Source organism: Mesorhizobium sp. B2-5-11 (assembly GCF_006440835.1).
In the GTDB taxonomy this organism is placed as follows: domain Bacteria; phylum Pseudomonadota; class Alphaproteobacteria; order Rhizobiales; family Rhizobiaceae; genus Mesorhizobium.
In genome coordinates this window covers 19,515-43,793 of the sequence record NZ_VFUK01000009.1, presented here as the reverse complement: position 1 = coordinate 43,793, position 24,279 = coordinate 19,515, and the positions used below count along the sequence as shown (strand labels likewise).

Sequence of the window (24,279 nt, the reverse complement as noted above, 5' to 3'; positions counted from 1 at the left end):
CAGGAGCCAAACAGCCGCGGCCCAGTAAAAAACGGCATAAGCTGGGTTGATCAGAATGTTGCCCGGTCGTGCGATGACATGCAGGGGGCAAGGTCTCACACGACAAAGTCGGCTAAGCATCTACAGGCAGAGCGGTCGTTTGGTCGAGCGCCCGCACAAATTGTGGTGCTCATCATCATCCGGTCATTCTTGCTGTTGCCCCATTGGCCTTCAGGGCTGCCATGAGCATCGGTCCGACCGAAAACTCTCCCGCCCTCGCCTTGTCGGTCAGCACACGCAAGTAGCCGCCGGCCGAATTGATGTGCTGCGCCCTTTGCAGGATGCACGCAATCACGATCGCGGCAACCTCCTGGCCCATCACATGGCAGGCCTCCTCGTAAGCTGAGGGCGAAACGCCAAGGTATCCCCGCACCTGGGCGGCAGTCATCATCAGATCGCGCCAGTTTCCGATCCCGTTAACGGCATAGTCCGCAATTTCGGGACAAGCGCGCAGCACCAGTCCAATTGGGTAGCCTTTCGGCTTCTCAGCCGGAGGAGATGCTGGCTCGGCCGCCGCCCTGCTTTTTTCGAAAGCTGGTTCAAATACAAAAGTAGAGTCTGTGTTTGAATCAGATTGCTGCCGCTCATTATGGGATTCATTGGCGCTAGGATTCGTGGAATTCATAAAGCTTTCCAACATCCTATCCACTTCATCGTGGAGCTCGGCGAGATCTGCAACGATGCTCTCCAGATCGGACAGGCCGGCCCTGCGCGGTATTGCCTCCACGATAGCCCTAAACCGTCTCCAGACCGCCCCCCAATCGCCCGCGGCGCCCTCCTCGATCGCGGCCTCGACAAGCTTTTGAATATCGCGTCGATGGAGCGTGATCCGTTCGCGCATCAACTTGAGCGCCAGAGCGTCGGACCGGACCTGCTCCGCCGCTCGCTGGAATTCCGCTGCCCGTGTCAGCAGCGGCGCCAGCGAGAACCCAAATGCCTCCGCAATATTCCCGCCATGCCCCTTGCGAGCAAACCTTTTGCCGTTCGGACTGTCGCGGCGGACAATCAGCCCGCAACTCACCAGCTCGGCCAGATTCCTCCGAAGCGTGGACTCGGCCATGCCGTGCGCGCGCAGCGACAACTGTGCGTTCGACGGAAAAACCATCAAGCCGTTTTCTTCACTGACCTGGTCATCCGGGTAGAAGGACAACAGCCCGTTCAGCACTGCCAGGGCGCGGTCACCCACGCCGATGATGGACTTACCTTCACATAGCCAACGGTAGACTTGCCATTTTTCGACAGCAGATCCTTGCGGGATCTCCCGTGATGCCGCATTCGCCTGCACCAGCGCAAGCGTCATCGGCCGCCGCCCAAAGGGCGTCGTCGCGTACCCACTCTCCATTTCCCTCACCTTTCAATCAGGCAAAAGAAATCTGCTCGCCGAAACGGCGCCACGACTCTTGACAGTGATTCGGGGAAATGCGATTCTCAGCTTGCTACAGACGTGAGAAGGGCTTCCGCGACGGTGACGTTCGGGGGCCTTTTTCTTTTGCGGTCTTAGTCTCCTGTTTTCTTCGCCATTTCCGACTCCCGAAATGCCTCGAAAAGCTCATCGAGTTTGCCGGCAATGAATGTACCGAAGGGCAATGCTTCCTTGGACTTAAAGGCAAGCGTAAACACTTTTCCCGTGTCGGTGATCTTGGCCTGAACGGATTTGTCCTGGGGCATCCACGCCCGCTCCTTGGGCTTCGCTGCTGCGCGTGGGCGCTTTTCTAAGGCGCTCACAAGGTCGAACAGACGGGCAAAACGGGCCTCACTGCCTTGCTGCGCGAAATCGGCGCGGCTCACGCACTCCATGGCCTTCGCCGCCGCACCAGGATGTTCCATAAGCTTGGCAAGCTGCCACCAGCGGTCTCGGCCAACGCCTTTGGCAGCCCCTACCGCCAAAATGACCTGTTCTGGAATGGTGCTGGTCACGGAGCGCATCTTCGAGAAGGTCGTATCGTCGAGCGCGAGGGCCGACTTCACCGTATCAGGCGAATGGCCCCGCTTGAGGATGCGGTCGGCAAAAAGCGTCCGTTCGATGAAGGACAGATCAGCTCTGGCGGCGTTCTCCTGGCCTTGGGCGATGACATGGTCCCTATCGTCCATCTTCTTGACGACGGCGCGCACAGGCCGTTCCAGCTGCCGGGCAACCCTGACGCGCCTGTGGCCAAAGACAGTTTGAAAACGTCCCGAAATGTCAGGGTGGGGCCTGACCAGCACAGGAGAATCCTGGCCACGTTCCCGAATTGCAACCAGCAGCTCCTGAAACGCTTCATCGTCATCGTCGATACGGTCCGACACGAATGAGGTGTCGACCAAATCCGGATCGAGATCGACGACTGAGCCCTTCGAGAGCTCCTGGAACGACTGTATGATCGACCGTGATGCACCACGAACGGCGTAGCTCGAGACGTCCTGGGCATCGGCGACTGCCGATGCGGGACCCATGACACTTCCGAAAATGTCCTTGCGTGCCATTCAATCGCTCCGATTCGCGGCTAATGGACTGAATTCACGGCAAAAATTGCCACTATTTACTGCCGTAAACCGCGTCGTCATGTCCGTCCCCAGGCGCGGTGAATAAGTGTCGTGATCTCCGAATTCACCGCGTCGAGCGATTCAATCGCCCGGTCATAGGTTGAGCGGGTAAAAGACGACTTCTCCACCTCATAGAGCGTCTGTTTCGTCAGGCCCGCATCCGAGATCGCTGTCGATTTGAGCATGGGATTTTCGAGGATCTGGCCAGCAAGCATGGACTGCATGAAGCCGACCATCTGGGCTTGCGGAATGTCTGTCGGTTCGTACCGCGTGATCAGATAGCGGAACCAATCGAGTTCGATCGCCGCGCCAGCGGCTTTGATGGTCTTCAAGATGCCGCCGAGCATCAAAAGGAACTGGCTCATCGACATCAGGTCGAGCATTTGGGGATGAACGGTGATCAGAACGGACGTCGCCGCCGACATGGCCGTTAGAGTCAGATAGCCAAGTTGCGGAGGACAGTCGACGACGACCACGTCATAGCGGTCGTCCACCTCGGACAAGGCGTTTGCAATCCTGACGAAGAACTGCCGGCCGGCAGCGGAGGATTTGTCCTGCATAGCGAGCGGCGTGTCATACTCGTACTCTTGCAGCTCGAGATTGGCCGGAATGATATCCAGGCCAGGAAAATTCGTCGGCACGATCACATCGGAGATCGGCCGGCGCTCGTCATCGTAACGGATCGCCTCATAGAGCGAGAGGTTGCGGTCGAGTTCCGGTTGAAATCCATGCAGAGCAGACAGCGAGGCTTGCGGGTCGAGATCGATCGCGAGGACCCGGTGACCTGTCAGAGCCAAGTGCTGGGCAAGGTGGGCGGCAGTCGTTGTCTTGCCGCTGCCCCCTTTGAAATTGACGACCGCAACGACCTGGAGCTTGTCGCCGGGTTTGCGGTGCGGGACATACTTCTTGACCTCGGTCCTGCCATGCTGGTCCAGAAAATGGCGAAGTTCGAGTATCTGCGCGGCCGTGTAGGAGCGGCGCCCGGAAGGCATCTGTTCCGGCAAAGGACCCTTGCGCTCAAGGTGTAGCCGCTTCAGATTGTTTTGCGACACACCGAGATAGTGGGCGACTTCTGCCATCGAAAATGAACGCAGCGTCTTGGTCGCGTTGGGTGGAAATTTCTCCATGCGCAACTGATTGAGGCGTCGCGATATCTCAGCACCCTGCTCGAGGATTTTGTCATCGAACTCGAAGCGTGGTAGCCGCATGGCGATATTCATTCTTGTCGAAACCTGAATTGGCGCTTTTTGCGAAGAAACTATTCAACAAGCGCCATTAAGCTCCGATTCGGACAGCCCGGCAAGAAGTTTTGGGTTAACAGAAGGTTAACGCCACCAGCAGGCGTCTTACTGCCGAATAGCGAGATCATAGCGGCTGCTTGTCGTCTGAACCCAGGACTCTGCCGCTGCGTGGCTAAATGCATGTTTTCTCTGCGACAAGGGCAAGTTTTTACCGCAGTAAAGATCGCGCCAGTCAAAGGTCGAGGGTGGCACAAGCGGACCGGTGCCTGGCAGGGCGGTTCCAACCCGCCCAGCGCTGACGGACGCCATCCGCCAAGCGCTGCTCAAACCGCACAGGGGCGCTGCAATTTTTGATCCTCATTGGCGCGCCCGATTGCGATCGATCCACGGGAATCCAGTTTTACATGTCGTAAAGGGCTCTGTCGGAAATCGAGCCACTGAGATCATTGGGCAGCTCACATTGCAGCGATCCTGGTAGGGCAGGGCGGCTGCCCTTGCGACTTCAGCGATGCCGGTCGAGTCTGCCTGCCATTGCCGACCGCAAACCCGGATGGCGACGCAGGCGCAAGGGCGCCGTGACAAGCAACTTCAAGAGGCCGCAATCGTCGATCGCGGCGCGACCGGTGTTGCGTTGAGAGAAGGAGTTGAACGGCTGCGTTGAGCAGCCTGCACTCTAGACGTGCCGATATGAATGGCTCTCGAATTGGCAGAGGATAGCGAGGTGGGGTTGCCCCGCCGGTGGAGCACTCTGCGTCTGCCTGCCGAGACTGCGCTGGATCGGTACGAGAAGCCAAGTCAGGGCTGGACCACGGATCGGGCACCGCCGCCCGCCTTGCAAACATGCCTCGGCGTTTTCGAATGCGCGCACGACCAATTGAAACGGCCCATGCCACAGCTGTACGTCAGAGGAGCCAAGTTTCTGAAGGCCTCGTGAAGTCGCACGATGCCCATCTGCGCTCGCAAGCAGGCGAATTGGTTCAGCTCGTTCGCGGTATCTATGTCGATGCTGCCGATGACATCGAGACCACGATCCTGAACCATGCCGTTCGGATCGCACGTTATCTCTATCCAACGGCGTATCTGTCATCGGCAAGTGCGATTCTGCTCGGACCTACGCCGGACGGGCGGCTTTTTATCAGCGGGCGACGCAACCAGCGCACCCGCCTACGCACCCTCGAGATTATTCAAAATGAGGCGCCAGCCCACCCGTCGACGATGGGCGTTGTTGTTGGAGATGACATGGGGGAGTTGCGCACCGATGCTTCGTCCCCACGACAGGGGTTTTTGGAAGCGTTCCGGCTGCGCGGCGACCATGCGAGTGCGATACCCGGGCAGATGCGGGCACAACTTGCTGTGCGTCTCATCGGTGAGTTTGGATCGCCGCAAGCAGCCGCGGACGCGGTTTGGGCGCTCGCCCGTGAGAACAGCTGGTGTCGGGAAGGGCAGGGGCAGAACGCTATCTTTCGGCGCGGGCCGACGCCGGCAAATCGCCGGCAACAAGTCCGCATTGGAGTTTCTCGTTGCCTGGCACGGGATCTCGCTTGGACAGCTGATCCATGACGGTTTCGAGAGGCGGTGGAAGCCTGCTCACCGAACAGGCGGCACGCTGCTCATTCGCGAGACGATCCCAGGCAACTTGCCACCGTTCATCGTGTCGCTCTTGCCGGAGGAGTGGCTCGCCCACATTGCGTCAGCGCGATGGAGCGCGACGTCCTCAGAAAGCGCTGAATGTCCAAAAAACTGAAGGACCGTGCGGAGCTTGCCGATCTTCGTCGAGACACCGCAGGGCGAGCTTCTGGCCTTCTTGAAGGCCGGCCTGTTCACCGGTTCCTATGCAGGCCGGCGAGGAGGTCTCGCTGGGTCAGTAGCGGCCGTGAAGTGCCGCCAAGAGGAGTTCAGCGTTTCGGCCGGTTGACCTCGATTTATCATGAAGGCGCCGGATCTGCTCCTAGGCTCCAGCGCGTGCTGAACGCGCGCCAGAAGCGGCTCTCAATGGCGGCAAAGTGCCAGGCGAACAGTCGATCTCAGCGTAGCGGCTGCACTCTGCCTTTTAGCGCAGTGCCTGCTCCAGATAGTCGCTGAAGGCGCGGGCTTTCTGCGAAGGGCGTCGCCCGGCGGGGAACACGACAAAGGCGGTCACCGGCTCGAGGCTGTAGTCAGGAAGGATTTCAACCAGAGCTCCCGAGACAAGCTCGTCCGCGCACATCCACCTCGATGCGATCGCAATACCGAGGCCGGCGCTCGCACAAGCGATAGCACCTGCGGCAGAGCGGGTTCGCACGCGCGGGCTGACGGGCTGAACCTCGGTAACGCCTTCGCGATGGGCGGTCCAATTCTGATCGCCCGTATCACTGGGACCGCCAATGAGATGGTGCTGACTAAGCTCGGCGAGTTTTGTCGGTGTGCCGCGTCGTGCGAGATAGGTAGACGCGGCCACGAACAAACGGCGGCTAGCGGCAAGTTTACGCGCCACGAAACTGGAGTCCGGCTGGTTGCCCAGGCGGAGCGCCATGTCTGCGCCTTCTGCGACGAGATTCTCGTAGCGGTCGGACATCATGAGATCGACCTTGAGCAAAGGATGCCGCTCCAAGAAACCATGCAGCAGCGGTACGATCTGCCGCACCCCATAAGTCGCCGGCAGAGCCACCCGCAATATCCCCGACAACTGATCCGCCCCACGCGCTGCGCTCTCCGCCTCTTCGATCCCAGCAAGTGCCTCGCGCGCCCGGGAAAGCAGCGCCTCGCCGGCATCAGTTAGCGAAAGTTCGCGGGTCGTACGCGTGAGTAGCTTGACGCCCAGCCGTTCTTCCAGCGCCGCGACCGTCCGCGAGACGGAGGGTTGCGACAATCCGAACTCTCGGGCCACTTTCGAGAAGCTGCCGGTTTCCACCGTGCGAACGAACATCGCGAGTTGCTGGAGCCGATCATTCATACGGAATACGTATACATTATATGAGATCGGCAGCGCTACTCGCCGATTTGCGCATGATTTAACTCCTGAGCAACACGCCACTCAACGGCGGTTCACAAAGCTGAAAGGAGTAAGACCATGGACAATCTCAGGGGCAAAGTAGCAATAGTGACCGGCGCATCGAAGGGCATAGGCGCGGAAATCGCCCGGCAGTTCGCCGAGGCGGGCGCGGCCGTTGTCGTCAACTACGCGTCGAACAAGAGCGATGCCGACAAGGTGGTGGGCGAGATCCTGGGCGGCCACGGCAAGGCCGTTGCGATCCAGGCGGACGTAAGCAAGAGCGCCGACGTTAAGCGGCTGTTCGCCGAAACGAAGACCGCGTTCGGAAGGCCCAGTATCCTCGTCAACAATGCGGGCGTGTACCGCTTCGCCCCTTTGGAGGAGGTGACGGAAGCAGAATTCCATCGCCAGTTCGACACCAACGTGCTGAGCATCCTCCTAACGACGCAGGAAGCCGTAAACGCCTTTGGCCCTGCCGGCGGCAGCGTAATCAATCTTAGTACGATTTCGAGCACCAATCCTGTGCCGAATTCGGTCATCTATTCCGCCTCGAAGAGCGCGGTGGATACAATCACCAAGGCGCTCGCCAACGAGCTCGTGGGCCGCAATATCCGCGTCAACGCGATCGCACCCGGCATGACCGAGACCGAGGGTCTGGCGGTGGCAGGCATCGAAGGTGAGACTGCCAGAAATATCGGAGCAACCTTGCCGATGGGCCGACTGGGACGGCCCGATGACATTGCGCGCGTCGCAATCTTCCTCGCTTCGGACCAATCCGCCTGGCTGACAGGCGAACGCATCACGGCCTCCGGCGGCCAGCGTTAGGCGGCCGGCCTTTCTTCGACGGCACTGCGGGAGCGTCTTGGAGTCGGCCTCCCTCATATCCTTCATCCAGAACTGACGGAGAGAACTCATGTCTGAGCCCGAACAATATGACGTGGTGATCCTCGGCAGCGGCCAAGGCGGCAAGCTGCTCGCATGGCACCTGGCCCGCGCGGGAAAGAAGGTTGCGGTCGTGGAACGCCGATGGATCGGCGGCTCCTGTCCAGCCGTCGCTTGCCTGCCGAGTAAGAATGAACTCTGGAGCGCGCGGGTCGCACACCTCACCCGTCACGCCGCGGAGTTCGGAACGGTCATCGGACCCGCTGTGACCGACATGGCGCAGGTCCGCCGCCGCAAGCAGGACATGATCGACCGGGAGGTCGCCTTCCATCTCAACGCCTACGAAACCAGCGGCGCGGAGCTAATCATGGGGAGCGGCCGTTTTGTGGCGCCAAAGACGCTCGAAGTGGCTTTGAACGGCGGCGGCACGCGACTGCTCGTTGGTGATAAAGTCGCAATCAATGTCGGGACGCATGCGGCCATTCCGAGCATTCCCGGCCTTGAGGCGGCACGACCGCTTACACACATCGAAGCCCTGGAGCTCGATGTCTTGCCACCGCATCTGATCGTGCTCGGCGGCGGCTATGTCGGCCTTGAGCTGGCGCAGGCCTACCGCCGTTTCGGCAGCCGCGTGACCGTAATAGAAGCCGGTCCTCAACTCGTCGGCCGCGAAGATCCTGACGCCGCCGATGAGATGCGTCGGCTTCTTGCTGGCGAAGGTATCGAGTTCCTTATAGGGGCGGAGCCTCTCAATGTGCATGGCCGCTCTGGCGAAGGCATCAGCGTGGCCGTGCGCACCTCATCAGGCGAGCCGACGTTGGAGGGCAGCCATCTCCTTGTTGCGGCGGGGCGCGTGCCGAACACTGCCGGAATTGGTCTCGAAAAACTTGGCGTCGAAATCGACGGACGCGGCTACATTCGGGTCAACGAGCGGCTGGAGACGAGCGCGCCTGATGTTCTGGCGCTAGGCGAATGCGCCGGCAGCCCGCAGTTCACGCATGTCTCCGTCGACGACTTCCGCATCGTCAGGGACAATCTGGCAGGCGGCAACCGCAGCACGCGCGATCGGCTGGTGCCCTACACGATGTTCACCGACCCGCCGCTTGCCCGTGTCGGGCTAAGCGAAGGCGAAGCACAACGCCAGGATGTCAGCGTGCGCGTCGCAAAGTTGCCGATGAGCAGCGTCTTGCGCACCGAAGCAACTGAGGAAACCCAGGGGTTCATGAAGGCTGTCGTGGGCGGGGATGATGACCGTATCCTAGGGTTCACGATGATCGGTTCCGAAGCCGGCGAGGTCTTGGCTGCCATCCAGACTGCCATGCTGGCGAAGCTGCCGTACCCGAAGCTTCGCGATGCCGTCATCACGCACCTGACGATCGCAGAGGGACTAGGAGCTCTCTTCTCCAACGTGCCGCCTAGGTCGAATCAATAGCGATGAAAACATCACAGGCAGGTCCAGTTGATATGACGGGATCTGCCTGCGTCTGACCTGCACATTAAAAATTGACGCTCGAGCGACGCAGCCAACGGTCTGCATCGGATCGGTCCCGACTATGCAACCGGGCACCTCAACGTTCTCCCCGGACTGATCTGTATTTCGAAGCTGCGGGTTCGTTCTCCGGTGCGGTCCTTGAACGGTTCTGTAATCAGAAGCAGCCCGGCCACGAGACTTTTCCTGCAAAGAAACGTCGGAGGGCCATAGCGACAACAACGCAGAGGGAAAGATCGCCTATCGTAACGGCCGAGGTACCGTTGCAAGCATCTGGATCTTGGATGTGAGGCGGTCGATATCTCTTCGACCTGATTTCGAGAAGGCTACCGCGCGGGGTTCTCTGGATCGCCAATGTGCGTATGCTATGCGCGGACTATCGAACAATAACGAATTGTTTTTCGTGAGGGAGCTGAGAGGCGCCACAGGGTGTTCCCACCGGGAGGTAACAAGGTCGAAGATGCGGCGCAATGATGATTTTCCGGAATGGATTTCCGTAACTGATGCAGCGCCGCATCCACAGATGAACGAAAAAGGTGGGCTTTCTGCCCGCAATGCCCGGGGTGCAGGAATTCCTGAGCGCGAACTTCTCGCGCAAATTAGCGCTTGCCGATATGGCCGCGGTTTGCGGGCTTTCATCCTCTCATTTTGTGCGGGCTTTCTCCAGGACAGTCGGGGCGCCGCCGCATCACTACGTTCTCAATCTGCGGCTCGACTTGGCGGAGAGACTGCTTGCCGACAAGCGCATGGCCATTGCGGAGATCGCCCATGTGAGCGGGGTTCTCTAGCCAAAGCCACTTTACGACCGTCATGAAGAAATGCCGGCATCTAACGCCGGCGCAGGCGCGGGTGGGCAAGGTTATACGCGAAGCTTAGGCTGCATGCTGGAAGGCGGCTGGGCGCGAGGAGATGGAGGACGGCGTGTCGAGCGTTAACATAAGCGTCGGGCCATTGCACGTCGCTCGATGCGTGACTGGATGCGGGCTTCCGCTGGCTGGCTGAAATTTGGTTGGCCTTTACCGCCGCAAGGCGCGCCGCAAGCTTGGCAGGGGCGCAGGAAGAACCAACCCATTGGGATCTCCAGAGCTTCAGCTTCGGCGGAGGCAAAGGGTCGACGTGGTGCGCGGCTCGACGCACCGTACAGGGCCAGCAGCGGCATGCGGCGAAGCGCAGGCCAGTCTCCCTGGTTCGATCCCGGAAGTCCATCTAGATCGATTGAGACAAGCGGAACCTAATTCCATAACCTGGTATCTACCAGCCCTGCCGACCATACCAGTCATCGACATCTCGGCGTACGCGATCCTTCTCGATGCCGTAGCGTTCCTGGATCAGGCCCTCGAGCTGATCGCGTTTGCCGCCAATGCGGTCGATATCATCATCAGTGAGCTTGCCCCACTGTTCCTTGACTTTACCTTTGACCTGCTTCCAATTTCCTTCGACGCGGTTCCAATCCATCGTGGCTTCTCCTTCGAATCACACATCGGAAGAACGGACAAATCGCCCTCGAGTTCCGCTATAATCGGGAGAGGCGGGCTGGGAAGATGGTGGCGCACGTTGGTTTGATCGGCGCGATGATCATTGCGGAAGTTTCTAAGCGCTCCCATCCGTTTCGCTATCCTCATCGATTTGGCGCACCGGCAGGTAGGCGTTGGTTTCCAGCCACTCGCGCAACACAATCTGAATGAGATCTGACCGGCCGATCTTCATCTCTCCGGCGATCGAGTTCAGCGCGTCTTCTGTTGCCGGCTCCAGGGGAACGCCAGCGACGTTTCGCAGCATCAAGGCGGCGCGGCGAAGGATAACTTGAAGATCCGGCCGCGGCATGTCCGCGATGCGGTCGGCGGCACGCTCAAGCTCTTCGGCAATGGATGCGCGGGTCATGGCTCCATTTTTGCCACACCGGCGGTGGCCTGCCCAGTACAAGGGCAGGATTTAGTTCGCGTCAGGCGACTTTGGCCGTGGGTTTGGCAGGAGGTTTCTTCCGAGGGACCGGCTTCCGCCCCAGACCCGACGCCTTTGCCAAAGCGGACCGCTGTTCCGCATAGTTCGGCGCCACCATCGGGTAGTCGGCTGGCAATTTTCACTTGGCACGGTATTCATCGGCCGTCATGCCAAGGTAACGAAGGTGGCGTTTCAGCGATTTGAACTTCTTGCCGTCGTCAAGACAGATGATGAAGTCCGCAGTAACCGACTTCTTTGGATTGACCGCGGGGACCTGCATCTCAACTGCCGGCGCGGCAGGCTTGCTCAGACCAGGCAGGGAAGCGTGTAGAGACGCAATGAGGTTTGGCAGTTCGCCGGCCGGCACGGGGTTGTTGCTGACATATGCGGCGACAACACCCGCGGTTAGCTCGACAATCTCAGTGACACTATTGGTCCGCTCCGGCAATTATTGGAACTCCTATTGCTTCGGCACCTTCTACTTGGGATTTGCCTCTTCGCAATTCGCGAAAGAGCAAAACGTTCTGCGGTTGTAGATTGGCGCGATCGTATACGACCGCGCTGGCGGGTGTCCCGGTGTTTCATACTCTCAAGATGATGCAAAGCCAGGCGACCAGAAGATCGCGCCAAAGCCTCGAAATTGCGGCCTAATTCGGCTTCACGTCGCGGTGCAGGCAGTCCTGCACTTCAATCGACGTTCAGGGGCCGCATCTCGAACGCTGGCGACGCGGATGTCCGTCGCGCGCTCCACGATGCTGACGGCGGCGAACCGCCGGTCCGCATTTCGCGGCAGGAGCGGCGCAGCCCGGTTGCCGTGCTGTTTCATCATATTCGGTCATCAGCGAAAGTCGCTGACCTGACCTTGGTCGTGTGTGACGCGTATCGACATCATACCGGGTTGGCGTCCGGTCGTCACCGTCGACCCTTCGATGAGGACGCCGCCTGAATGGCGCTTGGCGCCCCAATCTTGTCAACTCCTCCACGACAAATTCGGCCATCGATGGCTCCTGAAAGCCCGCCCAGCGCGTCAGCCGTATCCCGCGGTTTTCTGGATCCAGTGCTCGGCCTCTAGTGCTGCAAATTATTCTGGAGACTTGAGGTTCCGGTAACTTGCGAATTCGAACTCACTGATCTTGCGCGTGCCGAGATCGGTGACGCGCACCCAGGGTTTGCCGGATGTTCGCCCGGGCTTCAGTGGTCGCTGGACGACCTTCACAACGGCATGAACATGGCTGTGGGCTTCCACTGAGGTGGTGCTGATCACCTTCGTGCCGTTCATCGCCTCAACTTTGAAACTTGCCATCGGCCCGATCTCTCCGAGGCGATCCTAGCCAAGTCCGAATTCGAACGGAACTGTCGTGGCTGTTGCTGGTGAACAGGAATTGCTTGCTAAGGTGCTGGTGCACGAAGGCGGCTATTCGAAAGATGGGCGGCCTTGTTCGCTTAGATGCAACTGATGGTTTGGGGAGCGTTGCTACCCTTGGCCAGCATCGTCCTCCGCTGGCCGGCTCCGATGAAGCCCGTCACTGTTTCCGCAGTGGCGGGCTTTTTAACATCCGCTGACTGTGCGTGACGCCTATCCCGCCATTGCCGCCATTGCCGCCCGTGGTGGGAGCCGCATTGTCGTTGCCACCGCTGCCGCCATTGCCGCCGGTGATCGTCCCGAGGTTAGTGAATGTGGCTCCGGAGACAAGCGAAACGCCGGCGCTTCCATTGCCGCCATGACCGCCGAGCACCGGGATCGTTTGCGTCGAGCAGCAGCCGACGTTGTTGCCGCCGTTGCCGCCGTTCCCGACGAGGATTCGCAGATCGTGGCTTCAGGCTTCAACTGATCGCGTTCCACAGCCCGCTCGAGCATGAACCGGGCTGGCAGCAGCTTCATCAGGAAGAAGCTGGCGCCGAAAAGAGCTCCGCCGAGCGCCACAAGGCGCGGGCCCTCGAAATCTTCCAGCTTTCGCATCAGCGCACGGGTCGACATGGGTTACTCCTGCGTGCCAGGCGTTCAATGGCGAAAGATCGTCGGCTCGAAATTGGACTGACGCAGAGCGCCTGCCGCGCGATCGATGTTTACGGATGCATTCTGGTCTCTAGCGTCGAACATCAGTCCGACGACCGTGCCGCTGTGAGCGACCTGAACGCCAATGGCGCCGAAGCGGTCACCGACGGTTTCGATCTCTCTCAGCCGTGGTTTGGCAAGAAACCGCTCGTTGATCCGCGCGCTCGCCGTCGCAACCCTGCCCAGCATGCGGGCGTCCGCATTCTTGATGGCTGTTCGCAACAGGCTTCGAAGCGGCCGAAAGGTCTCGATCTCCAGGTGACCGTAACGCGCCGGCTCGAATTCAAGCGTATCGACCGTGAGCTGGGGGGTGGTATCGATGCTGATGAAGTCGATCGGCGGCAGCGGCTTGCGGAATGCCTCCATCACGATGCCGTCCCGGTGCGCAAACAGCACCGCTTGCTGCCTGAACAAAGTGGAGTCACAGGCCGTTTCCGCGCTGACCGCGAGCTGCATGACCTCATCCGACGCCGCATCGATCTCCAACCAATTCAATACCGCCAGGATGCTTGCCAGAACGTCGGCGGTGGAGGAGCCCATGCCACGGCCAATGGGGATGTTGCTATCCATCGAGAGATGGCCGCCGCTGCCGGGCCGGCCGAATGCATTGATGGTCAACTCGGCCGCGCGTCGAGCCTTCTCCCGCGAGGCTGGCCAGACAGTCACGTGATCGCTATCGTTTGCGCTGAACCTGGCTTTGGACCTCAGATGACGACAGGGCAGCGAGACCAGCGCGCGTCGCAACCGCGCGCCCTCATCCTCGAAAACGCCTTGAACCAGTTCCCCGTGATGGCCAATGGCTTCAGCGTATCCCGAGCCCTCAGACATGGGCATTCCTCCATATACTTTAGCAACCACTTAAGTTACTCGGTGAATACTTTCGCAGGCCGGATCGTCTACAGCAACAACCAAGTTGATAATCTTTTGTATTCCAAAACGTTGCGAGTACATGACGCGCATTTATTTCCTCTTACATATTGGTCACAAATGTAGAGCCCGACCAGGCGGGCAGGGGCGGCTGCCGGCGTTCCTCGATATGTGCTGCGGGAATGATCAGGCCGACTGGTCTTCGAGCGCGTATCCGGCGAGCCTTACAGTGCGAATGGCAACGCTTCGTGATGACCGCCTGAGTAACTTTCGCAACTGGCTCATGTGAACATCGACCACGCGCGTGCTTACACTGGCGCTATTTGTCCAGGCCACGGCGATCAGCTCATCGCGGCTGAGCACCTTTTCCGGATTTTCCAGCATGTGGCGCAGCAACTTGAACTCGATTGGCCCGAGCGATATCTCCTTGCCGGCGCAGCGCACGCGATGGGTATCAAGCTGCATCTCGATATCGCTATATGCCAGCGACTTGCCACGCCGGGATCCCTGTTCCGATGCTTGGCCCACCGCCAGCCTGGCCCGCAGGTATTCGAGCAGCTTGGCCGGGGCAAACGGCCGGACAAAGCATTCGTCAATGCCAGACCTCAGCAGCTGAATGTGCTGAGCTTCCGCGCCGGGCGACACCAGAGCGACACAGGGGAGGGCGCCTGTGCGAGCATCCTGCTTGAGCCCGGCACTTTTGGCCCCCAGCTGGTTGTCCGGTCGACAATCCAGCACCACGGCCCGAACCGGCATGCCCGCTGCAAGCTCCAGCACTTCATCGATGGAACCGGCCAGCGTACTGGCGAAGCCGTCGACCTCGAGAATGTGGCTGAGGAGCAGATAAAATTCCGCGTCCTTCGAGCAGATCACTATCAATGGCTTCATATGCGCAGCGTTAGGATCTTTCAGCTGCCATCAAGACGGGCTGGCTATATTCGAATCCCGCATTCCCAAAGGCCAGCATGCCAGAACAAGCCACCCAAAACAACAAAGCCCAAAAACGAGCTTGGCGTCGCAGCAAACATGCCGGCGGCCGGTCCGTGCTTCCCTCTACGGCAAATTCGAGTCCAGCGGCGGCCGCCGCCAAAAAAGACAAAGGGCGTATAAACCGAAATCCCGCGCGCGTCCGCAACGGCGGACAAGCCTCGCGCGTGGGATGGAGGAATTCCGCCTCGGCCGCGGTGGTGAACGGGACAGCCTAAGGAGCGTCAGCATAGCGACGGCTGAAAGCCTGGACGCGGGACTGACTGTCCCCGCCAAGGCGGTCCGCACACTGCACGATGGTCGAGGTAGGCCGTGGTATCTGTCATCGGCATCCCGCCGCAACGGATCTCGCCGGCGAACCGGAACCTATCGCCTGATCATTAATCTACTCCCAGGGGGAGCCCGATGGCCGGCGATGACCAGTTCGAAAGATGTTGCGGCCCGGAAAGCCTTACCGCGTGTTCTCGAAGGGCTGAAAGAGGCCCATCACGCCCGCAGGCTATTCATTGAGGCCGCGACGAAGGGGATATTCTGGCTAAATGGGGCCCGCTGAGTTGAGCGGCAGCCGCCTTTTCATCGAGAGCCAGATAGGCTTACTCTAAGAAGGTCGCCCGGAGCCTTCCATGTGCAACGATTATGAACAGCATGTCCTGTGGGGTGAATACTGTCGGATGATGGCGTCGCTGGCGCTCAAAATCCCGGCGCACCAAACCGAACTCGATTTGCCGCAGGCGGATGACATCCGCATTAATGACCCGGCGCCAATAATGCGCGGCGCCGGCGATGCGATTGAATTGGCATCGATGACGTTCGGATTTCCGCCGGCGGGCCCAAAGGGGGGACCGGTGTTCAACTTTCGCTCCGAAGGGAGGCAATTCGCAAACAGCAATCGATGCCTCATTCCGGCCTCCGGGTTCTTCGAGTTCACTGGTGCGAAATATCCGAAGGCGAAACATCGCTTTACGCTCAACGGCTCTCCATTTATGGCCATCGCAGGGCTTTGGCGTGAGGCCGCCGGCAACAAGCCGCCTACCTTCACCATGCTGACGACTGATCCCGGGCCCGATGTCGCACCATTTCATAATCGGCAGGTCGTTGTTCTTCAGCCGCAGAATTGGGCTGCCTGGATCAACCTGACGAAGCCCGAATCTGAACTCTTGCGGCCGCTTCCGGCGGGGTCGCTTAGAGTGGAAACGGTGCGCCCGCAAAGCGCGTAACACGAGGCCGATCCTGACGATCATTCCATGTCGGGTACGTCACCGCTGACGAAAAGCGTTGTAGGCGGGCCGTAGTCCCCAAGCGCTGGATCGGCATCGCGGCTCCATGCGATGACGCCGACATGCCTGGTAGCCAGCGCCTTGGCTATGCGAACTGCCCTTTCCTCGCTTTGCTGATCCGCCGGGCCGTAGGCGGCAAACAGATCGCCCTCGTTGCCGCGATCAAAGGCAATGACGACGATCAGCTTTGGCTTCTTCTGGCCAGGCAGGACATGGTCGGACATCATCTCTCCTTCGCATCAGCGCGAGGCCTGCTTTTCCGTCGCCGCTTCAAGCGCGTTTATTGCATCACAGACGGCTTGGCGCTTGGGTTCGACCGGCTCGTCAGGGTGGAAATGAGAAAGCGAAAGAGTGGTGAAGACGACGGTTAGGTCGCCGATGAGGTCTCGCATTTTGAACCGATCTTCGACATCGGCCGCAATGCGCCAGGCCAAGATGGAATCCCTTCCGCTAAGCGTGTCTTTGCCGCCTCGCTCAACATCTGCACGAAGCATCGCCAACGCGGTGACGCGGTCGACGAGTTGGGTTTCCGGATCGATCAGTAGCTCCAGATCCACGCTTAGAGGCTTGCGTTCTTCAGGCCAGCCGGCACAGCACGCCTCCAGGGCGGCGGTATGGGCTTGGCCCCAGGCTTGTGCGCAGGCGCCGGCTCGACCGTCCAATCCATCTTCCGGAAAGCCGTTTATATCCCAGCCTTCGAGTGCAAAGGCGCCTTGTGCCGCTTCCTCGGCTGTGAAACCGGCGCGCTCCAAAGCCGTCTCGGCGGCCGCGATGCCGCGCGAAATCTCCTCAGGCGATGCGCCTGGGACGGTCAAAACCAGGTCCATGTCTGTCTCCGGTAACTATTTTAGCTACAGTGAACGAAAAGAGAACATTGAGTCAAGACTGCTCTTGACGAGGAAGGAATATGTTCCTTATTCCTGAATGACATCTGAGCAGGAAAGAGGCATGGGAACGCGCCAGAACGCGCCGGCCGGCGAAGCTATGTCCGAACTGGAAGAGGTGGCTGAGCAGGCCATAGCCGCAGCCGGCGGCGATGTCTTGGTCGCGTTGCTGAATGTCCTTGCCAGGAACAACGACCTTGAACGGGAACTGGGCTTGTCGCGGGCCGCAGTCTCGAACGGCTATTCTCGCGGCTGGCATAAGGCGCGGGTTCAATGACCGAGACGGCGGAAGACAATTTCCGGATCGAAGTCTGGGATCGAGAGGAGAAAACCCATCTAGAAACCATATGCCGATCTCCGGACGCGGTGGTCAGCCAGGCAGCTTGGCAGGCGGCCATTCGGCGTCGGCCCGGAATGCTGCTGATTCACTACAACAGCCGCCATGTCATGGAGAAGATTATCACTCCGGGCGAGGTGAAGGTTCCACCGCAGACTGTCATCAACGGCAGCATTCATGCCGGGTTGGACGTTTCACTTGGCGATCTGCGCGAATGGCACACGTTGCGAGCTTGGTGCAAACGCTGCTCGCACTATGCCGAGGTGAAGCCAGCCGCGCTTATTCGGCGATACGGCAAGGACGCGCTGTTCAGCTCCGTTGAGAGGGCGCTTGTCTGCACGAGCTGCGATCGAGGCGGTCCGGTGAGACTGGAGATTCACAAGCTGCCGCGGAATTGAACCGGCTCCTGAGGGAACGGCGAAGGTCCTAGTGTTGCCTGCGCCAATTCCAGGGCTTGTCGAATGAGCCGGCCCACAGGCCGCGCTTTGCGGTCCTGGCTTCCTGCTCGGCTCCAACGTAGAAGCCGGCACTGTATTTCGGCCAATCAAGCGCATAGCCCTGCCTGACCATCCATTCGCCGATATCGACGCCTGCGGCGGTGCAGACAGCGACCATGCGCCTGTAGCGATCGCGGTCGACTCCAATGCACGATGTTGGGCGATGCGCATCGAGGAAATCCGCCAACACCAGAGACGCCTGCTGGCCGCAACGGTACTTCTTGCCAGAGGCGATGGCGCAGATCTGAGCACTCTCCGGCGCGTCCATGCCATTGAGGCGAATCCGCTGTCCATGAATTTCGATCGTGTCGCCGTCCACGACTGATGGAATGCCCACCAGTGGTTCGGCCACGGAAGGCAAGGTGAGGCAGAGCAAGGCGGCCGACAAGCGGCAGACGCCAAGGGCGGGAAATCGCGGCATCTCAGCCATCGCACGCGCAGCCGGGCGCTTTGTGGCATCGCTTCTCTCGCGAGATGCAGCTATCGCCACATGCCTGACCGGCCGAACAAGTCTTGCAACATCCCTCGACATAAACCGTCGACCAGGGCACCGGCGCCTGTGGGCGCCGCACGACCGACGCAGGATCCACCGGCATGAAAACGCCGCCGATCGCCAATGCGGCGATAATCCGAAACATAACTGCGCCTCCCTACGACACCCCGGCTCCGTGCCAGCGACCTCGGTGATCCAAGACCCAGGTCCTTAGTTCTCTTCTTTACCTTCTTGGTCGGGGCAGTTCTTCCCTCATCCGGTTCCGCTGTGCCGCAGACTGAACCGACATGCAACTGAGCCCCGCCACGCGGCGGGGCTTCATCAAGGTCAGGCCGCTACAGCCTGGCACCTTGCCAGGGCAGTCCCTCAGGCTTTGACGGATGCCTTGCGCGTCTTCTTCAGCGGTGACTTGATTGACGCCGCAGGTGTTCTTGCGGCTGCTAAGCGCGCTGGTTTTTTTGTTTTCTCGTTCGCGGTTGGTGCGGGCACCACCGCCTTTCGTCCAAGGCCTGCTGATTTCGCCAATGCCGAGCGCGTGGCCGTATAGTTCGGCGCGACCATAGGATAGTCGACTGGAAGGTTCCACTTCAGGCGATACTCATTAGGGCTCAGATTGTAGTGAACTCGGATATGGCGCTTGAGCGATTTGAACTTCTTCCCATTCTCAAGGCAGATAATAAAGTCTGGCGTCACCGACTTTCTGATCGATATTGCCGGTTCCTGCTTGACCACAGGCTCTATCGCCGTCGTGCCGATGCCTTTCAGAGCGGCATGAATATCGCCAATCAGCTTCGGCAACTCGCCAACCGGCAGCGGATTGTTCGAGACATACGCGGCGACGATGTCGGCCGCTATCGACACAGTATCCAGTTGGCCGTCATGTTCGAGAGCAGTGGTCATATAGTTTCCTCTTACCGTATCGGACGAATTGATCGAGCTTTGATTTGCCATACCGCCAGCGAGACAAATAGTTTATTTCCCTCTACAAGCCACATGTTTTTTCCCAAAACATGCCGAAAATACTACACCTAGGCGAGTCAACCTAGCCAAGCAGAGCCGGCAAGGCTGCCATGAACGAAACGCCGAGAGGTCGGTGTAAGAGGAGAGGCCGGGACATTTGTCGATCATGGCGGAATGAATCTATTCCCTGCGGTGATTCCCTTGCAAACAGGAAGTCGACGATATTCTCGTCATCGTCTCCAGGTAGTTCGGTAAACGCCGCTTCGAGTTTAAGGCGATCCCAAATCACGCGGCCGTCAACTTTCTTCGGCTTCGGCATGCGCCGGTCAGCAACCATCTGGTCGAATTTTGTCATGGCCGCGCCAACATATCGGGCAGCTTCTTCGCGTGAGAGACCCCGAGAAGGATAGGAAAGGGAGTCGCTTTTCATAACCTCGCCCCGGTATGTGTCCGCCCTTGTGCGTGGGCTTCCCATTCATGGATCAAGATCTGGATTGTATAGCCACTGCCGGAAGGGATCCGATCAAACGGTGCGGTGAATTGCGGTCAGGGCGTGTAAATAGGATGGTTTGCTGGTTGAGCGCCGAGTTGGTGTACTGGAAATAGACCGTCGGAATCACGCGACGACCGGTAAAAACGGTGCCCCCTTCTTCGAAGAGTGTCTTATTTTACGCAGGCATGGCACCAATCGTTTTTGATCCGGCGCCCTTCGCCGGGGGCGGTCGGTCCCGCATCCCGCCTGGCGGCGGCGCTATGCTGATGCTCCTTCGGCCGCCTCTGTTGAACCGGTCTCAGGGCCACGAACTTGCTCCAGCACCGAACTGACTTGGTCGCAATGACGGACATTTCGGTGCCTCCGCCTTGTACGCCGTTTTTCATTTGGTCGGGAAAGCAGAGCTCTCCCGACGGAGAGTTAGAGGATGGGAGGGGTTTTTCGCGACGGGTTGAAAGCGGAAGGAGAGGCCTTCGGCGCCCGTCGCGGAGAACCGCGATGTATGTCCGGACCAAACGAACCCACGCCGCCGACCGGTCGAACCTCTACGACGAGATCACCGGCAAGATAATTGCCGAGCTGGAAGGGGGTCGTTTTCCCTGGGTTCAGCCATGGGGAACTTCCGCCGCAAACGCGTCGCTTTCCCTGCCGAAGAATGCCAGGACGCATCGCGCGTATAGCGGGATCAACGTGCTTATTCTCTGGGGCGCGGTCGTTGAATGCGGGTTCCCAACGCAGAGTTGGATAACTTATCGACAGGCTTTCGCGCTCGGCGGGAATGTCCGTAGAGGCGAGCGCGGGACAACGGTCGTTTATGCCGATCGTTTTGTCCCGGATCACGAGAAGAAGCGCGCTCGCGAGACGGGTGAGGATGCTCAAGCCATCCCGTTCCTCAAGCGCTTCACCGTTTTCAACATTGAACAATGTAAAGGGCTACCTGACGAAATCGCAGCTTCGGCTGTACTGCCGGTGGCTAGCCCGATCGAACCGCGTGTCGAGGCGCTGATCAAGGCCACCGGCATCGACTTTCGTATCGGCGGCGATAGGGCGTTTTACGTGCCGGCCCACGATTATATACAGGTGCCTCCGCCCCAAGCCTACTTCGAGCCGATCAATTGGCATCGGACAGCCTTGCATGAGCTCGGTCATGCCACCGGCCACAGTTCACGTCTCGATCGCAAATTATCCGGCTCTACCGCCTCCAGGAAGTATGCGTTCGAGGAACTCGTGGCAGAAATCAACGCGGCCTTCTGCTGCGCCGCCTTGGGCATAGTGCCCACGGTTCGGCATGCCGACTACATCGGCTCATGGCTGGAGGTTTTGCGCGAGGACAATCGCGCCATCGTTCGCGCCGCCAGCCTGGCCAGCAAGGCGGCCGATTGGCTTCTTGGCCACGTGCCGGTGGAGGCCGAAGCATCCATCGGGCTGAGCGCAGGCAACGACAAATGGGCGGCATAATTTCGCTGACCCGAACAGCGCATGCACCGTTCCGCCGATCGGCATAGGTATCAAGTGCCAGCCGCACTTCGTCTGTCCGCTCCAACCATCGGCTCACGCGGAGACAACGTACAGGCCGACATGCGTGCGCGCTCGGCAGTCGAGCAACGGTGTGCCGGATTGTGCAGGCAGGAGAGGGAGAGGGTTGGAGGGATCTTGTGACGGGTTCAAGGCTGAGAGAGAGGCTCTCGGCGGCCCGTCGCGGAGACCTTCAAATGACCACTGCCGTTCAAAAGATCACGCTGTCGTCCTCGCGCGATATCCCTTTCAACAAGCTGGTGCTCGGCCAGTCCAATGTGCGTCGCATCACCGATACCATGCGCGAGCGGCTCACCGCCTACGGACTCTTCCATGAAATCATATCCTGGAAGCTGCGCATGTTTGTGCCGGCGGACGCCAGCGGGCCTGCGGTGCCGGCCAAGGTTATCGAGTGTTGGCCAGTGCAGCGCATCAGTGAGAGGGAGGCCCGCTGATGCTGCCTCGCGATGCATCCGAACTGGCAAGCCATCTTGCTCGGCAGGCTGAGGCTGTTTGCCGCCGTTACCTTTCCAACGGTCGCCGTGAGGGCCGCTACTGGCTGGTTGGCGACGCCCGCAATGCGCCGGGGCGCTCGATGTTTGTGCGTCTCAAGGGACCGGATTGCGGCAAGGGTGCCGCCGGGAAATGGACCGACGCCGCCACCGGCGAGCACGGCGACCTTCTGGACGTCATCCGTGAATCGCTTGGCCTGACGGACTTCAAGGATGTGTCCGGCGAGGCGCGCAGCTTTCTGTCCATGCCGCCCACGAACGAACCAAAGGGCCAGTGGGAGCAAGCCGTTCCCGCTGCCGGCGGTTCCCCTGAAGCGGCGCGGCGGCTGGTCTCCATGTCGCAGCCGATACGGGGAACTCTTGTGGAGACGTATTTGCGCGCACGCGCGATTACAGCCGTGCATGAGACTGGGAGCCTACGGTTTCATCCTCGCTGCTACTACCGTTCAGACCGCGGCCGGACTGAAACCTGGCCGGCAATGGTCGCGGCGGTCACCGACCTCAAAGGCAAGCTTACCGGGGCCCACCGCACCTGGCTCGATCCGGGCGGATTTAGCGAAGCCCATCTCGGCCGCGCTCCGCTCGAGACACCGAGACGGGCCATGGGCGAACTGCTCGGACACGCTGTCCGCTTCGGCTGCTGCTGCGATGTCATGGCCGCCGGTGAGGGCATCGAGACCATGCTGTCGCAACGCACTGTCCTGCCCGCCATGCCGGCACTCGCAGCCTTGTCGGCGGCGCATCTGTCCGCAATCCTGTTTCCTGACACATTGCGGCGCCTCTACATCGCCCGTGACAATGATCCGGCAGGCGACGCAGCAGTGGCAACCCTGATTGAACGCACCAGCGCGGCCGGTATCGAGGCCATGGTTCTGACGCCGAAACTTGGCGACCTCAACGAGGATCTGCGTCTACTCGGCGTCAATGCGCTGAGGGGGATCCTGCGGGTTCAGATCGCGCCACAGGATGTCGAGCGCTTCGTGAAGCTGGCGGCCTGACCGGAAGGGGAAGGGAGGGGTGGCATTTGCTAGGCGTACCTCGGTGCGCAGGGGGGCCTTCGCTGAGGCGAGGGCCGGCCCACCGGCCTTCCAGAGGGCGATCGGGCACCAGCCGGTCCGGACAGGCAATGGCTGCGCCCCGTTATTTTCCGGCGGCCCTTGCCACCCCGTGCGGCGAGCCGCCCGGGACCTCGTCTTCGGGCCTTTCCATCGCGAACCAAAATAGCCGGGCTTCGCCATCCTTCACTCCCGTTCCGGCCCTGCGCTGGCGCTTCGGGTGCAAGTCCGGATCGTCCATCGCCTTCGTCGCCATGAAGGCCGCGATGGGCGCGGCCGGTCCCACGAAGGCAAGCCGCCATGAGCACCGAGCACGATACCGACTTCGAGCCGCAACCCGCATCATCATCCATCGACCACATCCTGCACGAGCTTCAGCTCTACGGCTACCGTCCCTTCGACGATGAACCCGATCCGCGCCCGCTTCCCGAAGGCCGGGTCATAGCCGCCAGCATCGCCGACATCTTCGACGCTCTCCTGGTGGCGATGGCCGACACACGCCTTGAGCCCGACCTCGAGGAGTTGCTGTGGGGGACGGTCAATCTGTTCCATCGCGCGACCAAGCGGATCGAACGCGAGCTCGATGAAAACGAGCTTGGCCAGCAACGGCTACAGCGCGAACAAGACGGATCCGAGGTCAAGTCGGTCGAGCTCGAGCGCCTCATCGCCCAAGGTCAGACGCTGCTCGAACGCCGCAACGCCTTCGAATTGATGCGCGATCAGGCCGCCGAGCATTACGAGCGCCACACACACTCGATCTGGCGCCCGCGTTCGGGCTCTGTCGTCAACCATCGCAACCTGACCGCGGCTCTGATCGACAGCCGGGACTTCGTTGCCGCGAGGAAGCATACAGACAGTCAGGTGCTGTTGCCTCCGGGCCCGAAAGTCGCCTTCACCGGCGGGCTCGATTTCAACGATCATTGGCTGATCTGGGCCAAGCTCGACCAGGTCCATGGCAAGCATCCGGACATGGTCCTGCTGCACGGCGGGTCACCCAAAGGTGCCGAGTTGATCGCGGCCAAATGGGCTCACAGCCGCAAGGTGCCACAGATTGCCTTCAAGCCGGACTGGACCAAACATGGCAAGGCCGCGCCCTTCAAGCGCAACGACGCCATGCTCGACACCTTGCCGATTGGCGTCATTCATTTCCCCGGCTCAGGCATTCAGGACAACCTCGCCGACAAGGCCCGCAGGCTCGGCATTCCGGTGATGAGGTTCGGCGCCACATGACGGCGCCACAAGGCCAGTCGCCTCCAGTCA

Annotated in this window: 26 protein-coding genes and 2 pseudogenes; 13 read left to right on the top strand and 15 right to left on the bottom strand. The window is 60.1% G+C overall.

What is annotated here, in order from left to right; genetic code table 11:
• Positions 1-175 precede the first annotated feature (175 nt).
• From repC to repA, 3 genes are all read right to left on the bottom strand, one after another.
• On the bottom strand, positions 176-1,381 hold the full coding sequence (repC, locus tag FJ490_RS24735) for a plasmid replication protein RepC (RefSeq protein ID WP_140523080.1): 1,206 nt from the start codon (positions 1,379-1,381) through the stop codon (positions 176-178).
• Between the two features lie 155 nt (positions 1,382-1,536).
• Positions 1,537-2,502 carry a plasmid partitioning protein RepB gene (gene repB, locus FJ490_RS24730; protein WP_140499711.1) on the bottom strand — a complete coding sequence of 322 codons (966 nt, stop codon included), beginning with the start codon at positions 2,500-2,502 and terminating at the stop codon, positions 1,537-1,539.
• 77 nt (positions 2,503-2,579) lie between these two features.
• Positions 2,580-3,782 (bottom strand): plasmid partitioning protein RepA, encoded by a 1,203-nt coding sequence (repA, locus tag FJ490_RS24725; protein WP_140499712.1) that lies wholly within the window; start codon positions 3,780-3,782, stop codon positions 2,580-2,582.
• Between the two features lie 951 nt (positions 3,783-4,733).
• Between repA and FJ490_RS24720 the strand changes: the two genes are divergently transcribed.
• Positions 4,734-5,363: a HipA domain-containing protein gene (locus tag FJ490_RS24720; protein ID WP_210239470.1), complete on the top strand. Its 630-nt coding sequence runs from the start codon at positions 4,734-4,736 to the stop codon at positions 5,361-5,363.
• A gap of 490 nt (positions 5,364-5,853) precedes the next feature.
• On the opposite strand, the gene FJ490_RS24715 is transcribed toward FJ490_RS24720, so the two are convergent.
• Complete coding sequence (locus FJ490_RS24715) at positions 5,854-6,735, bottom strand: LysR family transcriptional regulator (RefSeq protein WP_140499714.1); 882 nt, start codon at positions 6,733-6,735, stop codon at positions 5,854-5,856.
• A 117-nt stretch (positions 6,736-6,852) separates the two neighbouring features.
• On the opposite strand from FJ490_RS24715, the gene FJ490_RS24710 reads away from it, so the two are divergent.
• The 3 genes from FJ490_RS24710 (at position 6,853) to FJ490_RS33255 (ending at position 9,933) form a co-directional block, all read left to right on the top strand.
• Positions 6,853-7,599 carry a glucose 1-dehydrogenase gene (locus FJ490_RS24710; protein WP_140499716.1) on the top strand — a complete coding sequence of 249 codons (747 nt, stop codon included), beginning with the start codon at positions 6,853-6,855 and terminating at the stop codon, positions 7,597-7,599.
• An 88-nt stretch (positions 7,600-7,687) separates the two neighbouring features.
• The gene (locus tag FJ490_RS24705) at positions 7,688-9,088 is read left to right on the top strand and encodes a mercuric reductase (protein WP_140523077.1); all 1,401 of its coding nucleotides are present in this window, start codon (positions 7,688-7,690) and stop codon (positions 9,086-9,088) included.
• Between the two features lie 593 nt (positions 9,089-9,681).
• Positions 9,682-9,933, top strand: a complete 252-nt coding sequence (locus FJ490_RS33255; protein WP_224646664.1) for an AraC family transcriptional regulator — start codon at positions 9,682-9,684, stop codon at positions 9,931-9,933.
• Positions 9,934-10,396: 463 nt separating this feature from the next.
• On the opposite strand, the gene FJ490_RS24695 is transcribed toward FJ490_RS33255, so the two are convergent.
• The 4 genes and pseudogenes from FJ490_RS24695 to FJ490_RS24680 form a co-directional block, all read right to left on the bottom strand.
• Positions 10,397-10,600: a CsbD family protein gene (locus FJ490_RS24695; RefSeq protein WP_140499719.1), complete on the bottom strand. Its 204-nt coding sequence runs from the start codon at positions 10,598-10,600 to the stop codon at positions 10,397-10,399.
• A gap of 135 nt (positions 10,601-10,735) precedes the next feature.
• A complete protein-coding gene (locus tag FJ490_RS24690) occupies positions 10,736-11,026 on the bottom strand; it encodes a hypothetical protein (RefSeq protein ID WP_140499721.1) in 291 nt (96 codons plus the stop codon).
• A gap of 61 nt (positions 11,027-11,087) precedes the next feature.
• A pseudogene (locus tag FJ490_RS24685) lies at positions 11,088-11,534 on the bottom strand (MucR family transcriptional regulator).
• Between the two features lie 633 nt (positions 11,535-12,167).
• On the bottom strand, positions 12,168-12,389 hold the full coding sequence (locus tag FJ490_RS24680) for a hypothetical protein (RefSeq protein ID WP_140499723.1): 222 nt from the start codon (positions 12,387-12,389) through the stop codon (positions 12,168-12,170).
• Positions 12,390-12,651: 262 nt separating this feature from the next.
• Here FJ490_RS24680 and FJ490_RS32815 point away from each other — a divergent pair, with 262 nt between their 5' ends.
• Complete coding sequence (locus FJ490_RS32815) at positions 12,652-12,918, top strand: hypothetical protein (protein ID WP_181166228.1); 267 nt, start codon at positions 12,652-12,654, stop codon at positions 12,916-12,918.
• Positions 12,919-13,088: 170 nt separating this feature from the next.
• On the opposite strand, the gene FJ490_RS24665 is transcribed toward FJ490_RS32815, so the two are convergent.
• Together FJ490_RS24665 and FJ490_RS24660 are read right to left on the bottom strand one after the other, a co-directional pair.
• Positions 13,089-13,970 carry a GHMP kinase gene (locus FJ490_RS24665; protein ID WP_140523070.1) on the bottom strand — a complete coding sequence of 294 codons (882 nt, stop codon included), beginning with the start codon at positions 13,968-13,970 and terminating at the stop codon, positions 13,089-13,091.
• Positions 13,971-14,195: 225 nt separating this feature from the next.
• Positions 14,196-14,897: a response regulator transcription factor gene (locus FJ490_RS24660; RefSeq protein WP_140523067.1), complete on the bottom strand. Its 702-nt coding sequence runs from the start codon at positions 14,895-14,897 to the stop codon at positions 14,196-14,198.
• A 271-nt stretch (positions 14,898-15,168) separates the two neighbouring features.
• On the opposite strand from FJ490_RS24660, the gene FJ490_RS33655 reads away from it, so the two are divergent.
• Both FJ490_RS33655 and FJ490_RS24650 read left to right on the top strand, forming a co-directional pair.
• Positions 15,169-15,549: a DUF982 domain-containing protein gene (locus tag FJ490_RS33655; RefSeq protein ID WP_224656320.1), complete on the top strand. Its 381-nt coding sequence runs from the start codon at positions 15,169-15,171 to the stop codon at positions 15,547-15,549.
• 70 nt (positions 15,550-15,619) lie between these two features.
• A complete protein-coding gene (locus FJ490_RS24650) occupies positions 15,620-16,213 on the top strand; it encodes an SOS response-associated peptidase (RefSeq protein ID WP_140523065.1) in 594 nt (197 codons plus the stop codon).
• Positions 16,214-16,233: 20 nt separating this feature from the next.
• Here the strand turns inward: FJ490_RS24650 and FJ490_RS24645 are convergent, their stop codons facing one another.
• Together FJ490_RS24645 and FJ490_RS24640 are read right to left on the bottom strand one after the other, a co-directional pair.
• A complete protein-coding gene (locus tag FJ490_RS24645; protein WP_140523062.1) occupies positions 16,234-16,497 on the bottom strand; it encodes a hypothetical protein in 264 nt (87 codons plus the stop codon).
• A 15-nt stretch (positions 16,498-16,512) separates the two neighbouring features.
• Positions 16,513-17,100 carry a hypothetical protein gene (locus FJ490_RS24640; protein ID WP_140499772.1) on the bottom strand — a complete coding sequence of 196 codons (588 nt, stop codon included), beginning with the start codon at positions 17,098-17,100 and terminating at the stop codon, positions 16,513-16,515.
• Positions 17,101-17,221: 121 nt separating this feature from the next.
• On the opposite strand from FJ490_RS24640, the gene FJ490_RS24635 reads away from it, so the two are divergent.
• Positions 17,222-17,434 (top strand): hypothetical protein, encoded by a 213-nt coding sequence (locus FJ490_RS24635; protein WP_140499774.1) that lies wholly within the window; start codon positions 17,222-17,224, stop codon positions 17,432-17,434.
• Complete coding sequence (locus tag FJ490_RS24630; protein ID WP_140499776.1) at positions 17,431-17,892, top strand: hypothetical protein; 462 nt, start codon at positions 17,431-17,433, stop codon at positions 17,890-17,892. Before FJ490_RS24635 ends, FJ490_RS24630 begins: the two co-directional genes overlap by 4 nt.
• Positions 17,893-17,920: 28 nt before the next feature.
• On the opposite strand, the gene FJ490_RS24625 is transcribed toward FJ490_RS24630, so the two are convergent.
• The 3 genes and pseudogenes from FJ490_RS24625 to FJ490_RS24615 form a co-directional block, all read right to left on the bottom strand.
• Complete coding sequence (locus FJ490_RS24625) at positions 17,921-18,412, bottom strand: thermonuclease family protein (RefSeq protein ID WP_140523060.1); 492 nt, start codon at positions 18,410-18,412, stop codon at positions 17,921-17,923.
• Positions 18,413-18,850: 438 nt separating this feature from the next.
• Positions 18,851-19,384: a MucR family transcriptional regulator gene (locus tag FJ490_RS24620; protein ID WP_140523057.1), complete on the bottom strand. Its 534-nt coding sequence runs from the start codon at positions 19,382-19,384 to the stop codon at positions 18,851-18,853.
• Between the two features lie 240 nt (positions 19,385-19,624).
• Positions 19,625-19,874, bottom strand: a pseudogene (locus tag FJ490_RS24615) (hypothetical protein).
• A gap of 561 nt (positions 19,875-20,435) precedes the next feature.
• On the opposite strand from FJ490_RS24615, the gene FJ490_RS24610 reads away from it, so the two are divergent.
• From FJ490_RS24610 to FJ490_RS24595, 4 genes are all read left to right on the top strand, one after another.
• A complete protein-coding gene (locus FJ490_RS24610; protein WP_140555422.1) occupies positions 20,436-21,395 on the top strand; it encodes an ArdC family protein in 960 nt (319 codons plus the stop codon).
• A gap of 254 nt (positions 21,396-21,649) precedes the next feature.
• Positions 21,650-21,907 carry a hypothetical protein gene (locus tag FJ490_RS33250; protein ID WP_140523055.1) on the top strand — a complete coding sequence of 86 codons (258 nt, stop codon included), beginning with the start codon at positions 21,650-21,652 and terminating at the stop codon, positions 21,905-21,907.
• Positions 21,907-22,962 carry a toprim domain-containing protein gene (locus FJ490_RS24600; protein WP_140523052.1) on the top strand — a complete coding sequence of 352 codons (1,056 nt, stop codon included), beginning with the start codon at positions 21,907-21,909 and terminating at the stop codon, positions 22,960-22,962. Before FJ490_RS33250 ends, FJ490_RS24600 begins: the two co-directional genes overlap by 1 nt.
• Positions 22,963-23,319: 357 nt before the next feature.
• Positions 23,320-24,249, top strand: coding sequence for a DUF2493 domain-containing protein (locus FJ490_RS24595; protein WP_140523050.1), 930 nt, complete (start codon positions 23,320-23,322; stop codon positions 24,247-24,249).
• Positions 24,250-24,279: the final 30 nt, after the last annotated feature.

Coding starts and splice junctions, on each gene's coding strand:
- FJ490_RS24610 (WP_140555422.1), top strand. CDS start 20,436: ATGTATGTCCGGACCAAACGAACCCACGCCGCCGACCGGTCGAACCTC.
- FJ490_RS24620 (WP_140523057.1), bottom strand. CDS start 19,384: ATGACCACTGCTCTCGAACATGACGGCCAACTGGATACTGTGTCGATA.
- FJ490_RS24705 (WP_140523077.1), top strand. CDS start 7,688: ATGTCTGAGCCCGAACAATATGACGTGGTGATCCTCGGCAGCGGCCAA.
- FJ490_RS24680 (WP_140499723.1), bottom strand. CDS start 12,389: ATGGCAAGTTTCAAAGTTGAGGCGATGAACGGCACGAAGGTGATCAGC.
- FJ490_RS24625 (WP_140523060.1), bottom strand. CDS start 18,412: ATGCCGCGATTTCCCGCCCTTGGCGTCTGCCGCTTGTCGGCCGCCTTG.
- FJ490_RS33655 (WP_224656320.1), top strand. CDS start 15,169: ATGGAGGAATTCCGCCTCGGCCGCGGTGGTGAACGGGACAGCCTAAGG.
- FJ490_RS24715 (WP_140499714.1), bottom strand. CDS start 6,735: ATGAATGATCGGCTCCAGCAACTCGCGATGTTCGTTCGCACGGTGGAA.
- FJ490_RS24645 (WP_140523062.1), bottom strand. CDS start 16,497: ATGTCCGACCATGTCCTGCCTGGCCAGAAGAAGCCAAAGCTGATCGTC.
- FJ490_RS24600 (WP_140523052.1), top strand. CDS start 21,907: ATGCTGCCTCGCGATGCATCCGAACTGGCAAGCCATCTTGCTCGGCAG.
- FJ490_RS24710 (WP_140499716.1), top strand. CDS start 6,853: ATGGACAATCTCAGGGGCAAAGTAGCAATAGTGACCGGCGCATCGAAG.
- repC (WP_140523080.1), bottom strand. CDS start 1,381: ATGGAGAGTGGGTACGCGACGACGCCCTTTGGGCGGCGGCCGATGACG.
- FJ490_RS24595 (WP_140523050.1), top strand. CDS start 23,320: ATGAGCACCGAGCACGATACCGACTTCGAGCCGCAACCCGCATCATCA.
- FJ490_RS24630 (WP_140499776.1), top strand. CDS start 17,431: ATGACCGAGACGGCGGAAGACAATTTCCGGATCGAAGTCTGGGATCGA.
- FJ490_RS33250 (WP_140523055.1), top strand. CDS start 21,650: ATGACCACTGCCGTTCAAAAGATCACGCTGTCGTCCTCGCGCGATATC.
- FJ490_RS24665 (WP_140523070.1), bottom strand. CDS start 13,970: ATGTCTGAGGGCTCGGGATACGCTGAAGCCATTGGCCATCACGGGGAA.
- repB (WP_140499711.1), bottom strand. CDS start 2,502: ATGGCACGCAAGGACATTTTCGGAAGTGTCATGGGTCCCGCATCGGCA.
- FJ490_RS24690 (WP_140499721.1), bottom strand. CDS start 11,026: ATGACCCGCGCATCCATTGCCGAAGAGCTTGAGCGTGCCGCCGACCGC.
- FJ490_RS24650 (WP_140523065.1), top strand. CDS start 15,620: ATGTGCAACGATTATGAACAGCATGTCCTGTGGGGTGAATACTGTCGG.
- repA (WP_140499712.1), bottom strand. CDS start 3,782: ATGAATATCGCCATGCGGCTACCACGCTTCGAGTTCGATGACAAAATC.
- FJ490_RS24635 (WP_140499774.1), top strand. CDS start 17,222: ATGGGAACGCGCCAGAACGCGCCGGCCGGCGAAGCTATGTCCGAACTG.
- FJ490_RS24660 (WP_140523067.1), bottom strand. CDS start 14,897: ATGAAGCCATTGATAGTGATCTGCTCGAAGGACGCGGAATTTTATCTG.
- FJ490_RS24640 (WP_140499772.1), bottom strand. CDS start 17,100: ATGGACCTGGTTTTGACCGTCCCAGGCGCATCGCCTGAGGAGATTTCG.
- FJ490_RS24695 (WP_140499719.1), bottom strand. CDS start 10,600: ATGGATTGGAACCGCGTCGAAGGAAATTGGAAGCAGGTCAAAGGTAAA.